At 43.3% G+C, this 17,366-nt stretch carries 17 protein-coding genes; 11 read left to right on the forward strand and 6 right to left on the reverse strand.

Features of this window, described 5'->3' with window-relative positions; translation table 11 throughout:
- Positions 1-171: 171 nt before the first annotated feature.
- From L4C39_RS04105 to L4C39_RS04145, 9 genes are all read left to right on the forward strand, one after another.
- On the forward strand, positions 172-1,311 hold the full coding sequence (locus L4C39_RS04105; protein WP_017052007.1) for an ABC transporter substrate-binding protein: 1,140 nt from the start codon (positions 172-174) through the stop codon (positions 1,309-1,311).
- A gap of 67 nt (positions 1,312-1,378) precedes the next feature.
- Positions 1,379-3,106 carry an ABC transporter permease gene (locus tag L4C39_RS04110; RefSeq protein WP_429744592.1) on the forward strand — a complete coding sequence of 576 codons (1,728 nt, stop codon included), beginning with the start codon at positions 1,379-1,381 and terminating at the stop codon, positions 3,104-3,106.
- Entirely contained in the window at positions 3,072-3,719 is a 648-nt protein-coding gene (locus L4C39_RS04115) for an ATP-binding cassette domain-containing protein (protein WP_017052005.1), read from the forward strand. The genes L4C39_RS04110 and L4C39_RS04115 overlap by 35 nt, the downstream gene beginning before the upstream one ends.
- Entirely contained in the window at positions 3,712-4,338 is a 627-nt protein-coding gene (locus tag L4C39_RS04120; RefSeq protein ID WP_371730476.1) for a CDP-alcohol phosphatidyltransferase family protein, read from the forward strand. The genes L4C39_RS04115 and L4C39_RS04120 overlap by 8 nt, the downstream gene beginning before the upstream one ends.
- A gap of 189 nt (positions 4,339-4,527) precedes the next feature.
- On the forward strand, positions 4,528-4,779 hold the full coding sequence (locus L4C39_RS04125) for a hypothetical protein (protein ID WP_017052003.1): 252 nt from the start codon (positions 4,528-4,530) through the stop codon (positions 4,777-4,779).
- A 104-nt stretch (positions 4,780-4,883) separates the two neighbouring features.
- Positions 4,884-5,456, forward strand: coding sequence for a septation protein A (locus L4C39_RS04130; RefSeq protein ID WP_017052002.1), 573 nt, complete (start codon positions 4,884-4,886; stop codon positions 5,454-5,456).
- A gap of 108 nt (positions 5,457-5,564) precedes the next feature.
- Positions 5,565-5,963 (forward strand): acyl-CoA thioester hydrolase YciA, encoded by a 399-nt coding sequence (yciA, locus tag L4C39_RS04135; protein ID WP_017052001.1) that lies wholly within the window; start codon positions 5,565-5,567, stop codon positions 5,961-5,963.
- Positions 5,964-6,079: 116 nt separating this feature from the next.
- A complete protein-coding gene (locus L4C39_RS04140; RefSeq protein WP_017052000.1) occupies positions 6,080-6,376 on the forward strand; it encodes a YciI family protein in 297 nt (98 codons plus the stop codon).
- Positions 6,377-6,781, forward strand: coding sequence for a GspS/AspS pilotin family protein (locus L4C39_RS04145; protein ID WP_113797391.1), 405 nt, complete (start codon positions 6,377-6,379; stop codon positions 6,779-6,781).
- A gap of 192 nt (positions 6,782-6,973) precedes the next feature.
- Here L4C39_RS04145 and metE read toward each other — a convergent pair whose 3' ends face one another.
- Complete coding sequence (gene metE / locus L4C39_RS04150; protein ID WP_429744596.1) at positions 6,974-9,313, reverse strand: 5-methyltetrahydropteroyltriglutamate--homocysteine S-methyltransferase; 2,340 nt, start codon at positions 9,311-9,313, stop codon at positions 6,974-6,976.
- A 332-nt stretch (positions 9,314-9,645) separates the two neighbouring features.
- Between metE and L4C39_RS04155 the strand changes: the two genes are divergently transcribed.
- Entirely contained in the window at positions 9,646-10,557 is a 912-nt protein-coding gene (locus L4C39_RS04155) for a LysR substrate-binding domain-containing protein (protein ID WP_017051997.1), read from the forward strand.
- A gap of 202 nt (positions 10,558-10,759) precedes the next feature.
- On the opposite strand, the gene L4C39_RS04160 is transcribed toward L4C39_RS04155, so the two are convergent.
- Together L4C39_RS04160 and L4C39_RS04165 are read right to left on the reverse strand one after the other, a co-directional pair.
- Positions 10,760-10,954: a DUF4250 domain-containing protein gene (locus tag L4C39_RS04160; RefSeq protein ID WP_017051996.1), complete on the reverse strand. Its 195-nt coding sequence runs from the start codon at positions 10,952-10,954 to the stop codon at positions 10,760-10,762.
- Between the two features lie 100 nt (positions 10,955-11,054).
- Entirely contained in the window at positions 11,055-11,735 is a 681-nt protein-coding gene (locus tag L4C39_RS04165; RefSeq protein ID WP_017051995.1) for a hypothetical protein, read from the reverse strand.
- Positions 11,736-12,067: 332 nt separating this feature from the next.
- Here L4C39_RS04165 and L4C39_RS04170 point away from each other — a divergent pair, with 332 nt between their 5' ends.
- A complete protein-coding gene (locus L4C39_RS04170; protein ID WP_429744599.1) occupies positions 12,068-14,437 on the forward strand; it encodes a YgiQ family radical SAM protein in 2,370 nt (789 codons plus the stop codon).
- A 100-nt stretch (positions 14,438-14,537) separates the two neighbouring features.
- On the opposite strand, the gene L4C39_RS04175 is transcribed toward L4C39_RS04170, so the two are convergent.
- From L4C39_RS04175 to L4C39_RS04185, 3 genes are read right to left on the reverse strand one after another with little or no spacing between them, the layout of a single operon-like run.
- Positions 14,538-14,936, reverse strand: a complete 399-nt coding sequence (locus L4C39_RS04175; protein WP_136993770.1) for a GtrA family protein — start codon at positions 14,934-14,936, stop codon at positions 14,538-14,540.
- Positions 14,917-16,362 carry an ArnT family glycosyltransferase gene (locus tag L4C39_RS04180; protein ID WP_429744601.1) on the reverse strand — a complete coding sequence of 482 codons (1,446 nt, stop codon included), beginning with the start codon at positions 16,360-16,362 and terminating at the stop codon, positions 14,917-14,919. The genes L4C39_RS04175 and L4C39_RS04180 overlap by 20 nt, the downstream gene beginning before the upstream one ends.
- Positions 16,359-17,357 (reverse strand): glycosyltransferase family 2 protein, encoded by a 999-nt coding sequence (locus L4C39_RS04185; protein ID WP_261888332.1) that lies wholly within the window; start codon positions 17,355-17,357, stop codon positions 16,359-16,361. Before L4C39_RS04185 ends, L4C39_RS04180 begins: the two co-directional genes overlap by 4 nt.
- Positions 17,358-17,366 lie beyond the last annotated feature (9 nt).

Here is a 17,366-nt window from a genome sequence, read left to right on the forward strand (position 1 = left end):
TCCGACCAAAACAGGCTAACTAATTAAAAACAGTCAAACTATGAAAGTTTTTTCCTTGGTAACAGGTCTTAAACAGAGATAACATTACAAAATCATTAACTTGCCATACAATAAATTACAACAATACTTAAACGCACTGTTGCCGTTTAACTAAAATGGATTTTTGACATTATGAAACGATTTTTTTTGCTCCTTTGTACATCCCTACTCTCTCTGTCGTCCCATGCCGCATCATGGCAAGAAATTGAAGCAAAAGCGGAAGGCCAAGTTGTCTATTTTCATGCTTGGGGTGGAAGCCAAGAAATCAACCAGTATTTACGTTGGGCTGGACAAGAGCTAAACAGTCGCTATGGCATCACTTTTAAACATGTGAAAGTGGCAGACATATCAGAAACGACAGCTCGTTTATTGGCAGAAAAAACAGCAGGAAAGAGTGATGGCGGCAGTGTCGACATGGTATGGATTAACGGCGAAAACTTTAAGTCGATGAAAAACAGCAATCTACTCTTTGGTCCTTTCGTTAACACTTTACCGAGTTGGGAGTATGTAAACCAAGATTTCCCTGTTGATTTTGACTTTTCTGAACCAACCGATGGACTAGAAGCGCCGTGGGGAATTGGTCAACTGGTATTTATTCACGACCAAGCAACATTAAATAATCCTCCTTCTTCTTTTAGTGAGTTACTCAGCTACAGCAAGGCCTTTCCTAATCGTATCGCTTACCCAAAACCACCTGAGTTTCATGGGACAAGCTTCCTGAAAGCACTGCTTATTGAATTGACTCGTAACGATGCAACACTGCAGAAACCAGTTAATGACGCCGACTTCCCACTCGTTACCGCTTCACTATGGAAATACCTAGACGAGTTGCACAAAACCGCTTGGCGTCAAGGTAAGCAATTTCCTGCTGGCTCATCAGAAATGCTTCAGCTCCTTGATGATGATCAAATCGATCTTGCGATCACATTCAATCCAAATGGCGTTTTCTCTGCTCAAGCGAGCGGTAAGTTAGCAGAGACAACTCAAGCATACGCTTTTGAGACAGGCGCACTGAGCAATATTCACTTTTTGGCTATTCCATGGAATGCCTCAGCAAAAGAAGGGGCTCAAGTTGCTATTAACTTCCTTTTAAGCCCAGAAGCACAATCACGCAAAGGCGACCTGAATATTTGGGGCGATCCATCTATCCTACAGTCGCAATATTTAACAGGCAGTGCGAAAAATACCAAACTATTCAAGTCAGTTGCTGAGCCGCATCCAAGTTGGCAAGTTGCACTGGAAAAAGAGTGGCTTAAACGCTACGGAAAATAAAATAGGTCATCACTATCATCTTAATTAAAACGATTAACGCACCACTAAAAATTCAGTTAGGCCCTCAATGTTAAGGGGGCTTTACCTACTGATTATGACGGTATGCATTGTGCCTATCGCGCCAGGTATTGTCGGGGTTATTTTATCGTCACTTGGCTATATTCCTGCGATAGGTCTAAGCCAAGTTTCGCTTAACGGCTATCTAGCGGTTTTTCAATGGAGTGGCAGCGCGCAATCTTTAGGTTTGACCGTTTTCAGCACTCTTACGAGCAGTCTTCTCACTTGCTTGATCACTTTCGCCATTCTACAAAATAGCTGGCAAAGTACTGTCTGGAAAAAGATAGAGAACCTCCTGTCGCCACTACTGGCAATGCCACATGTTGCGTTTGCCATCGGTTTTGCGTTCCTTTTCTCACCTACCGGAATGCTTGCTCGCTTGATTGAACCTTTAGCTCAGTGGCTACCTTTCATCAGTGACCCTTCCTCTCAGAGTTGGCTCATTAAAAACGCTTACGCTCTGGGACTAACCTTAGTTCTGGTCATCAAAGAGGTTCCTTTTCTGCTGCTTATGAGCATTCCCATCATTCAGCAACTTAATATCGACCAAACACACAAAGTGGCCAGTAGTTTAGGTTACACACCAGCCCAAATGTGGTGGAAGTGTGTATTACCACAATGGCTCACCAAAATTCGCTTCCCGATGATGGCGATTATTGCTTACAGTGCGTCCGTCGTTGATGTGGGTTTGATTGTGGGCCCAACCAACCCGCCAACATTTGCGGTATTAGTGTGGCAGTGGTTTAGTGATCCAGACTTGAGCTTGCTACCCCGAGCAGGTGCAGGGGCGATGTTGTTATTTGCTCTTACGCTAGTGCTGATTGGCTTTGCTCGGTTAGTCGAGCATCTCGTGACCAACTACAGCAGACATTGGCAAGTATCAGGCCGTTCTGGCGTAAGCTTTCCGGGCCTTAGCCTATTCATAGGTTTAGCTAGCATCAGTATCATGACGCTGCCTCTCATGCTGCTATGGAGTTTTGCTCAACGCTGGCGATTCCCTGACCTATTCCCAACGCAACTGAGCACTCGATTTTGGATGACAGAGTGGCAAAACGTGGTGCCTACCATCGTTGATAGCACTCTCATTGCCATACTCGCCGCAACCATCGCCCTATTTTTCGCCATTATTTGCCATGAATTCCGAGAAAAAAACCGCTGGCATGTGCCGGGCATTGTGATTGCTATCCCTATGCTGGTGCCTCAACTCTCCATTTTATTCGGCATTCAGATCACCACACTCTATTTTTCTGGCGATGCCTATTTCTTCTGGGTGACATGGTCACATATCTTCTTTGCGTTTCCTTTCGTTTTTTTAGCCCTAGACGGCCCCTGGCGCAGTTACGATCCTCGTATCTCACAAGCGGCTCTAAGTTTAGGAAAAACGCCACTGCATGTGTGGCTAAAAATCAAAGCGCCTATTCTTTTCCCTGCCATCATGTTTGCTTGGGCAGTCGGTATGAGTGTCAGCCTAGCGCAATATTTGCCGACTCTCATGCTGGGAGCGGGCAGAATTTCAACCTTAACAACGGAAGCGGTTGCCTTAGCTAGCGGCTATGATCGACGTGTCACTGCTATTTATGCCATGTGGCAAGCTCTTCTGCCGTTTATTTTCTTCTCTTTTGCGGTGCTTGTGAGTCGCCTTCATCTCGCAAAAACTCGTTCTCACCATCAGCAACCTCAAATTGTTCGGAAGCCATTAAAACATGAGTCTATGCATAAAAAACCTCGCCATATCTAAACATAAAGGCGATCTGCTATTTCCTGTCATCTCGACCCAAGTTAAAGCTGGAGAAGTATTAACCTTGATGGGCCCAAGTGGTTGTGGGAAATCAACGTTATTAAGCGCTATTGCAGGTCATCTATCTCCCGATTTCACGGCACAAGGAACGATAGCGCTTTGTGGTAACACTATTGGCGATCTACCACCACACAAGCGCCAAGTGGGGATTCTATTTCAAGAAGACCTCCTTTTCCCGCACCTTAACATTTGGGAAAATCTTGCGTTTGCACTGCCAAATAGAATCAAAGGAAACGAGCGTAAAGATGCTGCCATGGCGGCTTTAGACAAAGTGGGTCTATTAGAACTTGCCCATGCACTCCCCGACCAAATTTCTGGTGGGCAGCGAGCAAGGGTCAGTTTAGTACGCATGTTATTGGCTCAACCCAAACTGGCATTATTAGATGAACCATTCAGTAAATTAGATAAAGAGCTAAGAGTTCAGTTTCGTGATTGGGTATTTACGCAGCTTAAACACGCCAATATACCAACAATAATGGTGACGCATGACAGTGACGATGTACCACCAAATAGCCAATGCTTAACGTGGCCATGGGGAGATAATCATGCTTGATCGCTTTAGTATCCAAATCATTCGCCAACCCCTCACCTTCGCGGCTAAAAACGCGAATACCGCAGGGCTTACCGCCAATCAAATCACGGTTGCTGGCTTCGCTCTCGGTTGTTTAGCCTTTCCTGCTCTACTTTTTCAGCAGTATCAGTGGGCCTTGTTGTTCATTGTGATCAATCGAATATTCGATGGTTTAGACGGGGCTCTTGCGAGAATTCAAGGGATCACAGACTCTGGTGGCTTCTTAGATATCAGTTTAGATTTTTTATTTTATTCGCTTGTTCCGTTCGGCTTTGTACTGGCAAACCCCGATCAAAACGCTATTGCTGGCGCTCTGCTTATCTTTTCGTTCATTGGCACCGGCAGTAGTTTTCTCGCTTTTGCTGTTATGGCAGGAAAGAGAAACATTAATAATCCGGTCTATAGTAATAAGTCCCTCTATTACATGAGCGGATTAACTGAAGGAACAGAAACTATTGGCTGTTTTGTGTTGTTCTGTTTATTTCCTTCTCAATTTGCAAATATCGCTTATGTGTTTTCAGCGCTTTGCTGGATCACAACCTTTACTCGAATTTGGTCTGGATTTCATACCATTAAAGCAGATGAAAAACAGACGTCTTAGACAATGAGAGGAACAGTAAATGGTGAGGGATGCCAAATATTCAAATTGATTTTCAAATTGAGTATTTGTGGCATAAAAGCAATAAAATAGCGTTAAAACTTTGGCATTTGTTTTGCTAGTTATTCTTCATACACAGTAGTGACCAGTATCGAAATTGCTGACAAACTACTCAGACATGGAGTACAAGTTATGACTGTTCAAAGACACACATACTACGGGCTCATCCATCACGGAATCAAAGCCCTGCTACTAGACAGAATTGGTCACTTTACTGAAAGTGAATACCATCAATACTTAGACTTGATGACAGGAAAATCTTCATGCTTTGCGATGAGTTGTGAAGAGCTTCACTCGACTGTTGAGAACTTACGAAGCGAAGGTTACTTGGAAGATATAAAAGGGTTAATCCCACAATTCCAATCTACAAGTATGATGAAATAACGATCTTTGCTTATTTTTTGTATCCAATTGTCACTATCTGTTTTGCATTGGGGCACTTTTCGTTAGACTGTGCCCAATTACTTAAATAGGATATATCTTGCAACATGAAGCAAATAATTGATTTTATTCCACTAATAATATTTTTCGCCCTTTACAAGATGTATGACATCTATACCGCAACTGGCGCATTAATTGTGGCATCAGCAATTCAGATTGCTATTACTTACTTCATCTACAAAAAAGTTGAAAAGATGCAAGTCATCACCTTTTTAATGGTGGCCATATTTGGTGGCATGACGATCTTCCTGCATGATGAAAACTTCATCAAGTGGAAAGTGACGATTGTTTACACTCTTTTTGCGCTTGGGCTTTTGATCAGCCATATGATAGGCAAATCGGCAATCAAAGGGATGCTAGGCAAAGAGATTACGCTTCCTGATTCAGTCTGGAACAAAATTAACTGGGCATGGGTTGTTTTCTTTAGCTTCTGTGCAGCATTGAACGTTTATGTTGCATTTAGCTTACCACTCGATGTATGGGTCAATTTCAAAGTATTCGGCCTACTTGCTGCAACCTTCGCGTTTACCTTATTAACTGGTGTTTATATCTATAAGCATCTGCCAAAAGATCAACAGCTACCGGAAGACCAGGCATCTAATGATAAAAATGATGGTTAAGCTTTATCATTAGATGATCAATAGATTATTTTTGATATAATCCCGCCATTAAATTTTCAGCGACCGTATTGGTCGCTGATTCGTTTGTCGTTTCGGAACCCTCTAAACATGACTCAAGAAATCAACTCGCCAAAAGGCCAACTTCTTCTTCGTACACTTGCTATGCCTGCAGACACTAATGCTAACGGTGATATTTTCGGTGGCTGGATCATGTCACAGCTCGATCTCGCAGGTGCTATTCTGGCAAAAGAAATTTCTTGCGGCCGTGTTGTTACCGTATCAGTATCAAGTATCACTTTTAAACAACCAGTGAGCGTTGGTGATGTGGTGTGTTGTTACGGTGAATGTACTCGAATTGGCCGCACTTCTATGTCTGTCAATCTTGAAGTTTGGATTAAACCTGTGAAGATTGATGGCATCGGTGATCGATACCAAGTTTGTGAAGCGACATTTAATTATGTTGCAATCGACAGCGAAGGTCGCCCACGCCCAGTAAATCAAGGATAGATTCACAAAATAGCGCTCAATTCGAGGTTAAAGGTGTGAACTTCCAGTACATTGAACGGACTAACTTAGCTGTATAAGCATTTATAGAAGTCAGACATAAAGTAAGGATATTGAATATGTGGTATGTCATCTTTTCACAAGACGTAGAAAACTCTTTAGAAAAACGTATGAGCGTGCGCGCGCAGCATTTAGAACGCTTACAGCTACTGCAAGATGAAGGCCGCCTACTGACTGCGGGTCCTATGCCAGCCATCGATTCAGATAATCCGGGTGAAGCGGGTTTTACTGGTTCTACTGTTATCGCACAATTCAACTCCCTTGCCGAAGCTCAGACATGGGCTGATGCCGATCCTTACATCGGTGCTGGTGTGTATGAAAATGTTATTGTGAAACCATTCAAAAAAGTGTTTTAGATGACCACAATTCGTATAGCCATTGCTCTCATGAGTTCTTTACTTGTTTTATCAGGTTGCGCATCAACTGAAGAGCAGGAAAAGCAACGAATGATAGAGCTTACCGCTCAAAGCCGAGCCAGTGTTCTTTCTGCTGGTTTACCGATTGAGCAAGGCCCGCTTTCAATCATGCGAGCGTCGGCTAAAAATGGTGTGGTTGAATTAATGATGCTCTATAACACCGACGCGAAAGGTGCGAAACCAATCGACAGCGTCATAAAAAGCAGCATGGATTATTACTGCAATAATGTTGAAGTACTTCAAAACCTAGAGATAGGTGTGAGTTACCGAATTATGCTGAGAAACTCTCGCGGTCAGTTGATGGTCGATGAGCTTATATCTCAGCAGCGCTGTGAAAGTTTATAGAACCTATTTCACGTAGGCTGTTTGATGCAATGAAACGAAAAGGTTGATACTGGTTCTCTATTTAAATAGCGAATGTGTATCAACCTTTTTTATTTTAGGTCATTCCATTTTTGTATCACATTAAGCATTCACACTAACGAATTAACGAACAAACAGAATTACCACCGCCCCTTTGACCAAACCCAGAACCTTTTAAGCCAGTTCTACGCGCAATTTCTTCGCCGCAGACACAAGGTTCGCGAGAGCCGCTTCTGTCTCTTTCCAATTACGGGTTTTTAGACCACAGTCTGGGTTTGCCCATAAGCGTTCTGCTGGGATTTTATCCGCCGCTTTACGAAGCAGATCTTCAATCCACTCTTGCGTTGGAATGTTTGGCGAATGAATGTCATAGACGCCAGGGCCAATTTCATTCGGATAGTTAAATTCCTCAAACGCTTTGAGCAACTCCATATTCGATCGTGATGTTTCAATGGTGATCACATCGGCATCTAAATCGGCCACTGACTGAATGATCTCATTAAATTCGCTGTAACACATATGAGTATGTATTTGCGTTTCTGGTTTTGCACTTGCCGCCGAAATCTTAAACGCATCCACAGCCCACTCAAGGTATTCTGCGTGATCACTCTTCTTCAACGGCAAGCCTTCACGGATTGCAGGTTCGTCAATTTGAATAATGTTAATACCTGCATCTTGAAGATCTGAAACCTCATCACGAAGCGCAAATGCCAATTGTTGGGCAATCTCTTTGCGGCTAATATCTTCACGAGGGAAAGTCCAACACAAAATAGTCACAGGGCCTGTTAGCATTCCTTTCATCTGTTTTGATGTTAAGGATTGCGCATAGGTTGACCACTCGACAGTCATTGGTTTTTCTCGTTCGATGTCTGCTACGACAATCGCCGGTTTAACGCAACGTGAACCATAACTTTGCACCCAGCCAAACTGAGTCGTTTGAAAGCCTTCAAGGTTCTCAGCAAAGTACTCAACCATATCGTTACGTTCCGCTTCACCATGGACAAGAACATCCAGATCCAAAGCTTCTTGGCGCTTAACCGCATCAGCAATATGACCTTTTAGCGCACTGTTGTACTCCGCTTCTGTCAATTGCCCCGTGCGATACGCATTGCGCTGAATTCGAATTTCTCCGGTTTGAGGAAATGACCCTATGGTTGTGGTCGGCAATAATGGAAGGCCAAGAACCTCTGCTTGATGCGCTGCACGTTCAGGGTAAGCCGCGCTTCGTTCAGCCAAAGTCTTAGTAATTGAATTCAACCGAGCTTGCACCTTGGGTTTATTGACATGCTCAGCAGTACGACGAGCAACAATAGGTTGACTGTAAGTTTCACAAGCTAGAATTGCGTTTTGGTCGCCATCAAGCGCCGCCCCTAACAGGCTCACTTCGGTCACTTTTTGCTTCGCAAATGCAAACCAACTCTTCACTTCATCTGACAGTTTCTGTTCTAGCTCAAAATCTACCGGGCTATGAAGCAATGAACAAGAACTCGCGACCCACAGCTTATCACCCAGCTTATTTTTCACTGGCTGTAGACGAGCCAATTCAGCACCTAAATCTGATCGCCACACATTCCGCCCGTTAATCACACCCGCAGAAAGTACCCACTCTTGCGGTAATTTTTCAACCACAGAATCAAGTTGCTCAGGTGCGGCAGACAAATCAATATGCAGGCCATTGACAGGCAGTTCAACGATTTTATCGAGTGTATCTGACACCGAATCAAAGTAGGTGGTTAAGAGTAGCTTCACATCACTTTGCAGGACTTGATAGGCAAGTTTGAATGAGTTCAGCCACTCTTTTTCTAACTCTAGCGACAAAATCGGCTCGTCAATTTGTACCCATTCCACCCCTAGTTTTGCGAGCTTGGCTAAAATAGTTTGATAAGCCGTCAGCAATCTCGGCAATAAAGTAAGTCGATCAAATCCATCGTCAACCTCTTTACCAAGGTACAAATAAGTCAGCGGACCTAACAGCACTGGCTTCACTTTATGGCCAGCATTAATGGCTTGGCTTACCTCTTCAAATAACTGGGGCCAACTCACTTCAAAACTGTCATCTTTACTGAATTCTGGCACGATATAGTGGTAATTAGTATTAAACCACTTTGTCATATCCGATGCTGCATTGCCTTCACCAGAATGGTTAGAACAACCACACTCAACTTGAGACTGACCACGACCTACGCGGAAAAGAGTATCCAGATCTGGAAATGCCTTTTCGCCCTCTTCTCCACCAGCATGTCGTTTTGGCGCATGACCAAGCAGTAATGTGGTTGTGAGAACGTGATCGTACCATGCAAAATCACCCGCGGTGGCAAAAGAGAGTTTTGCCTCAGCCTGAGTATTCCAGTTACGAAGCCTAAGTTCGCTTCCTAGTTCTTTCAAACCGTTTTGATCAATTTCGCCACGCCAATATTTTTCTAAAGCAAACTTCAGTTCTCGCTTCTCGCCAATACGTGGGTAGCCAAGAATGTGAGTGGTTGTTTTATTTTCTACTGCTTCAAATCTAGCCATCTTAATATTCCTTATTATTCGCTTAAATAGGTCATTTCGCTCAGTTCACTTGACTACCCTAACGCACTCAAGATGTCTGGATGGCTAAACTATCACGTCAAACGACTCATTGAACAACCTCCAAATATTCATTTTGTTTATGAATTAAATTCATGTTTCTCAGCTCCCCATTAAATTTAATTAATCCATTTAGCCATCTAGATGTTTACAACTCACAAAAAGAGTCGTAGTTTAAGTCTTATAAACAGCGAGAAAGAACTCTGATGTAAGTAATTCAATCACGTAAAAGTATTGATAACGTTCAGAAAGCTTAAGGAATATGAGGGACACTCATGATAGAGCTAAAACATTTACGGACATTAGTAACGCTAAGGGATACGGGCTCGTTAACGGCAACCGCGACGTCATTGCATCTGACACAGTCTGCGCTGTCTCATCAACTCAAAGATTTGGAAGCGAGGCTTGGTGGACAGCTTTTTTTACGTAAGACTCGTCCGGTAAAATTCACGTCTGAAGGTGATATTTTGCTTAAACTGGCTGACGACATAATGCCTAGGATGGCAAAAGCAGAAAATGAGCTAGCAAGCTTGAAAGAAGATGTAAATGGTAGATTGCATATGGCGATTGAGTGCCACTCTTGCTTCCAATGGCTCATGCCTGCACTTAAGGAGTATCAAGTTACGTGGCCAAGTGTCACGTTAGACTTCTCTTCTGGCTTTGGTTTTGAACCTTTACCAGCACTGCTCGCGGGAGAGCTTGATTTGGTGATCACATCAGATATCCAACCACGATCTGAAGTGCACTATGAGCCACTGTTTGATTTCGAAATGCGTTTGATTACTTCTACCCACTCCCCGCTCGCCCATAAAGAGATCATCGAGCCCAAAGATCTCATCAATGAAACGATGCTGTCTTATCCCGTTCAAAAACAGCGCTTAGATGTCGTTAAACATTTTCTGAGCCCCGCAGGCGTTGAGCCCGCAAAATGGAAGCAAGCAGATAATACGTTGATGCTAGTACAGATGGTATCCGCAGGGCTTGGCGTCGCAGCATTACCCAACTGGGCTATCAGTGAATTCTCTCGACAAGGTTTAATTACCAGCAAACCTTTAGGGGAAGGGTTATGGAGACGTTTGTTCGCGGCAACAAGAAATGCAGAAAAAGATAAACATTACCTTCAAGCTTTTTTTAATACCGCTCGCCAGCAATGCAAAAGCCATCTTGATGGGATCAAGATGGCATAACACAAACCTAGTCAATAACAAGGCTACCTACATAACGTTTGCCATTAGAAAGTTTGCTAATAGAACGTTTACAAATAGATAGCTTGCCAATAAATAGTCTGCCAATAGAGAAAGGACTCTATCGGCATCACTGGCTTCAATTTGAAAAGCAAGCACTTTGAAAGCAAGCAGTTAATGAAGCGAATGAATCACGTTCTATTCACTAGTAGGACTTAAACTGATTGGTCAATGGATCATATTGATAGCCCAAACCATCAAGTTTGCCGACGACATTCTGTTCATCCATTTCATACATACTCACTAGCTCTTCAAAGCTATCACACTCTAAACGCAGTTTTTCATTCACAATGCCTAATAGAATACTGCTGTCTAGGCTTCCCACACTGCTCAATTCCATGATCACGCTCCTAGTGGATTTAGTTACTTTAAGCGTAGACCGAATTTTAAGGTCATAATGTGACTTTTTGCGAAATATGATGAAAAATTTCGCAATTATCTCAAACGATAAAAAAGCCCTGTAAACCAATGGTTGCAGCCAACAACGTAAGGTTTGCAAGAGTCAGTTGTAACTTATTCGGAGACTGAGACAAAAATAGATGCCAGCACCAAATAACAATACCGATGATAAGTAGAGCAAAGCTTATTAATAAGCCTTGTGTCGCCAAAGCCAGTGACTCTTCATTGAGACTGTATGCGTGCAACAAGGTCGCCAGCACCACTAGCATACCGCTCAATACGCCAGCGACAGGTAAAATACGATGAAATGCGTCCAATCGAGAGCGAGCAATCAACAGTAACAACTGACCGAAGATCGCCCCTAATGTTCCAATATAGGCAAAATTCACAATCGATGCTGCGATTGATGGCTGCTCACTGATAACAATGCCAACGTAAGCGAGTGCAAGTCCGTTCGCTAGATAGAGCAACCATAACGGCCCTTTATCGCGAGTTTTATTGGTCTGAACCTTAGAGAAAAAATAGAATATCGCAAACACGACTAAGAAAGCTTCAATCTTAATCGAAGCTACTGCGAGCCAAAGTACACCGATCGCAGGCAGCATTTTATGCACTCTTCCTCGCTGACCTGGGCATATATCGCCTTTGACCAAAACTAGGGTTAACACTAGCTGTGCACCTAACAACATAGGCGCGAATGACATTAGAATAGACTCAACCATCTCAATTGCTTCGTAATTTGATTTTATAGGGGGCGGATCATATCAGAGTAAAAGGGTGAGTTCCTAATGGTTCTATTTCATCCATGTTCAATAACAGCGAAAAGCCCGGCAATTGACTAATATCTCACCCATATCAACACATTTACCGTTATTTAATAGTCACAAGCTGTTTTAAAGTGTGCGAATTCCACCATCCAAATAAGAATGAGATTCACTACCTTACTAGCATTAGTCAAAGATAGAAAACACCTAGAAAATCAAGGGGGATGTTCCACTAGCTACTCACATCACATATCGCTATAATTCCCGCCTCAAAGATCAGAGGTCAAAATATGTACAGCGATATCACTCCTATTCATCAATACAAAAAATACTGGGCCGAGTGCTACGGAACCGCACCCTTTTTGCCTACCAGTAGAAAGGAGATGGATGCTCTAGGTTGGGATAGCTGCGACATTATCATTGTCACAGGTGATGCTTATGTCGACCACCCAAGCTTCGGAATGGCTATCATCGGACGCCTTTTAGAAGCGCAAGGGTTCCGTGTTGGTATTATTGCTCAACCTAAATGGGACAATAAAGACGCGTTCATGAAGCTAGGTAAGCCAAACCTATTTTTTGGTATTACTGCGGGTAACATGGACTCGATGATCAACCGCTATACATCTGATCGTAAACTTCGCCATGATGATGCCTACACGCCAAATAATGAAGGCGGTAAGCGTCCAGATCGTGCCACTTTGGTCTATTCACAGCGTTGTCGCGAAGCTTATAAAGAAGCGCCTATCGTACTCGGTGGTATTGAAGCGAGTTTGCGTCGTATCGCACACTACGATTACTGGTCTGATAAAGTCCGTCGCTCAGTGCTGTTTGATGCAAAAGCAGACATACTTCTTTTTGGTAACGCAGAACGTGCCCTTGTCGATATTGCTCACCGCTTAGCAAATGGCGAATCCATCGCGGATATGACCAATATTCGTGGTACGGCTGTTAATTTACCAGCGGAGCCGGAAGGTTTTAAAATCATTGACTCTTCTCGTATAGAAAAGCCGGGGAAAATCGCTTATGTTCCGGTTAACCCATACGAAGTTGAAACCCAGTGTGAAACAAATAAAGACGCTCAATCGGCACAAGATAAGCCTGTTGAAGTTGAAGCAAAACCGATTTATATAAGCCCTTCGCGCCACGATTCTAAAAATACAGCAATACGTTTACCTCCTTTCGAAAAGCTGAACAATGACCGAATTCTATATGCTCACGCTAGCCGTATTATGCACTTAGAAACGAACCCACATTCTGGCCGAGCACTGATCCAACGCCACGCCAATCGCGAATTGTGGGTTAACCAAGCACCTATTCCTCTTACCACTGAAGAGATGGATTATGTGTTTGGGCTATTCTTCGCTCGAGTTCCGCACCCTATGTATCGCGGAGCTAAAATTCCAGCTTATGAGATGATCAAGACATCGATCAATATCATGCGTGGATGTTTTGGTGGCTGTTCATTCTGTTCAATTACTGAGCATGAAGGACGCATTATTCAAAACCGCTCGCAAGAGTCGATCATCAATGAGATGGAAGAGATCAGAGATAAAGTTCCAGGTTTCACAGGCACAATCTCGGATTTAGGTGGCCCTACCGCAAACATGTACCGTTTAGGCTGTTCAATACCTAAAGCAGAAGCGACTTGTCGCCGTCCTTCATGTGTCTTCCCTGTGATTTGTAATAAGCTCAATACCGATCATAAGCACACTATCGATCTTTATCGTGAAGCTCGTAAAGTGAAAGGCATAAAACGTATCATGATTGCATCTGGCGTTCGCTATGACCTTGCGATTCAATCGCCGGAATACGTGCGTGAACTGGTGACTCATCACGTTGGTGGCTATCTGAAAATTGCCCCTGAGCATACAGAGAAAGGGCCATTGGATCTGATGATGAAACCGGGCATGGGAAGCTATGACCGTTTCAAAGAGATGTTTGAGAAGTACAGTAAAGAAGCAGGTAAGAAGCAGTACCTGATTCCATACTTTATTTCGGCTCACCCAGGAACAGAAGATGAAGACATGCTTCATCTAGCTCAGTGGTTGAAGAAAAATAATTTTGAGTGTGACCAAGTACAAAACTTTTACCCATCACCGATGTGTAACGCAACGTCAATGTACTACTCAGAAACCAACCCACTGAAACGAGTGAAATATAAAAAACGCGAAGACGTCCCTGTACCTAAAGGGGAACGTCATCGTCGATTACACAAGGCTCTATTGCGCTACCATGATCCAGCAAACTGGCCGATCATTCGTGAAGCTCTGATTGAGATGGGGCAAAAACACTTAATTGGTGACAAGCCTCACTGTTTAGTGCCTGCTGAAGACTTAGAAACACAGACTCCAGCACAACGCCGTAAAACAGGGCGACATGGTGCAAACCGCTTTGCGACTAAACACTCAAAAGGTCAACCAGGATTGGGTGGTGAAAAAGAGCGTAAATCGCCAAATGGTCATTCGAAAAACAACCATTCACCAAGTAAGAATGGTAACGGTAAACCGACAGGTCAGCGTAACTCGGCAAATAATCAACAAGGTGAAAATCCAAGCCGAAGCAAACAACGCCCTCAAGGTTCTAACCAAGCGAAAGCGAATGGAAACCCCCAAGGTGGAAATGCAAAACCGAAAGGAAATCGTAAGCCTAAACATCGTTAATGGTGCAAGCGGGCTTACTTCAGGTCTATAAATAATAAAAAGCGCAGAGAGATCTGCGCTTTTTTGTATCCGTAACATTAAATAACTTAACGTTAAATTGCTAACATGAACTTGAAGCCTTGAACACCCATCGAGAACTCAATAAAAAGTTACTTATCATTCCCGCCAGTACACCTAACACTAAGGCGATATAGACATACCATCCATCGGGTCCAATCCACTCCAGGCTCAATTTAAACACCACAAAGTTAGGCACCGCAGAAATAGATGCCGCTAGGATAAATTTTTTCCATTGCTGCAAACGAGGAGCGTCTTCAACGTCACTAAATGTATAGATTCGATTTCCTAGCCAAGTCGTTGTAGCGGCACCAATGAAAGCTATAGTTCGAATCAGCATCAGGTCCCAATGAAAGAATATATTCAACGTCGCAAAGATGGTGGCATCGACTATGAAGCCGATGCCTCCCACTACAGAAAACTTAATCAGTCGTTGTATCATTTTCAATCTTCATGCAGGTAAAAAGTGAACGCTTAGATACCGCGGTAAATTCCATTCTACAATTCAGCGATAAATCCTTAATAAGCGTTTCAACAGGTTCCATCTTTCCAATGAGGTAAAAACGATCTAAGTTAAAGATCTGCTGATTCGAGGTAAATCGTTTAGCCTGCCCTCGACTATAAAACTGGCCAGAGAATGGTCGTTTACCTACATAAAAAGCAGGCGCACTGTCTTGGATTTGTTCAAAGATAACGCGATCACTTCTGCGCTCAGCTTTACCGAGATTAAGCATCAATAGTGCAATCATCAGTACTACAGGTAAAATACATGCGACTCCTGAAAACCACTTCAAATCTTTCTCTTTTATCAGCATAGCAATCATGAGACCAAGAGCGGGTATTCCTGGTAACACGTATGCAGGAAGAATATTTCCAGCCGCAGTAAAGAGTACTAATGGAGAGATCAACCAACATAATAAAAAACTAAACAGCCCATGGTGAGTAGTACCGACGTCTTTAATCATAGCTCGTCTTCGCCAAGCTAAAAACGGTAGAACAATAGACCAAGGAGCCGCTGCTTGTAGCCAGAAGACCCAAATCATCCCCTTCACTTCATCATGAGCAGAGCCGTATAGATCGCCCTCCCATCCACTGACGACGAAACGTTTAAAATGCTCCCCGACAATGAAGTAATCAATAAAACCGGGTGTTTTCAGTTCCGCTAAAATGTACCAAGGTAAAGCCACACACAGCATAGCAACTGAACCAAAGACAATTGGGAAACGACGCCAAAGCTCACGAAATCCATTCAGAAAACCATGTTGAAGTATAAGCCAAGGTAAAACTGCAATACCCATAATAACGATCGCTACGGGTCCTTTCGCCAGTAGTCCCATGGCCAGCCCTAAAAACCCGATTATTCCCCATGCAAATCCCGCTTTTGTTGCTTTGTTGTCGAGCCAGCAAAAGTAAAAACCGACCATGGCAATCGTCATCGCTAAGGTTAGTGCCATATCCGTCATAACGGCACCAGCCGCAATCGAGAAGATACCGCAAGTAGCAAGCACAATACCGGAAACTAACCCACTCACACCCACTCTTCTCGCCATGTAAGCAATCAGAAGAATGGTGGCCACTCCAGCCAACCAATGCGGTGCTCTTACTGCAAATTCATTCAGTCCAAAAATTTGAATGCCGTAAGCGCTCATCCACGTAAACAGCGGTGGTTTACCCCAAAAAGGAATCCCGTAATCAAATTGTGGCGTCAACCAATTGCCAGTTTCGACCATCAACCTTGCCATTTCACCGTAACGAGCTTCGGTCGTATCCATTAATGGGTAAGCGGCTAATGAAAGTAATCTGAGTAAAAGTGCAAAGCCAAGTAAAATCCAGAGGTGATTACGCTTGATGTCAACGTTCAGTTTCATGCCATCGCCTTTAAAAAAGTTGTATGTTGTTTCGCTGGCTGTTCTGAAATTGATTGAACGAGATACAACGGCCTTGCTTTCGTTTCAATAAATATTCGACCTATGTACTCACCAAGTAACCCAATACTCAATAGTTGAATCCCACCAAGGCCAAGCATCACAACCATCATGGATGGGTAACCACTTACGGCTTCACCATACATGACTGTTTTCGTTACAATAATTGAACCGTATACAAAAGCAGTGCACGCAATCAGCGCACCAAGGACGGTCGCTATGCGTAATGGGCGGATTGAGAACGAAGTAATACCATCCATCGCTAACCCAAACAGCTTTAAATAATTCCATTTTGTTTCACCACAAAAGCGAGCATCACGTTCAAATTGCAGCGTAGATTGTTTAAAACCAGGCCATGAAAAAATGCCTTTCATATAGCGATTGCGCTCTGGTAAACGATTGATATGATCAACCACTTCACGGCTTAGTAAGCGAAAATCCCCGACATTTTCGGGCACTTTCAACTGAGCCATTGAGTTTAATACTCGATAGAATGACGCAGCGGAAAAACGTTTAAACCAAGATTCCCCATGTCGATGACTGCGCTGCATATTGACCACATCAAAGCCTTTGCGCCACTCTTCCAGCATAGAAGGAATTAACTCTGGTGGATCTTGCAGATCGGCATCAATGAGAATGACAGCAAGCCCTCGACAGTGCTCCAATCCAGCAGACATCGCCGCTTCTTTACCAAAGTTTCGACTCAGCCCTAAACTAATCACGTCGCAACCCGAAACAGGAAAGCTCTCCACTAACGCCTTACTATTATCAGAACTTCCATCATCGATATAAATTATTTCACAACGGTCATCTAAAGCATCAAGAACGGCAGTCAACCTAGAATGGCATTCAGGTAACACCTCTTGCTCATTGAAATAAGGCACAATAACCGAAAGTACTACTGGCTTCTCAAAGTAGTTTTTATGTAGTGTATTCATTCATGCAAC

The sequence above is a fragment of the Vibrio clamense genome, assembly GCF_050337905.1.
Taxonomy (GTDB): Bacteria; Pseudomonadota; Gammaproteobacteria; order Enterobacterales; family Vibrionaceae; genus Vibrio; species Vibrio cortegadensis.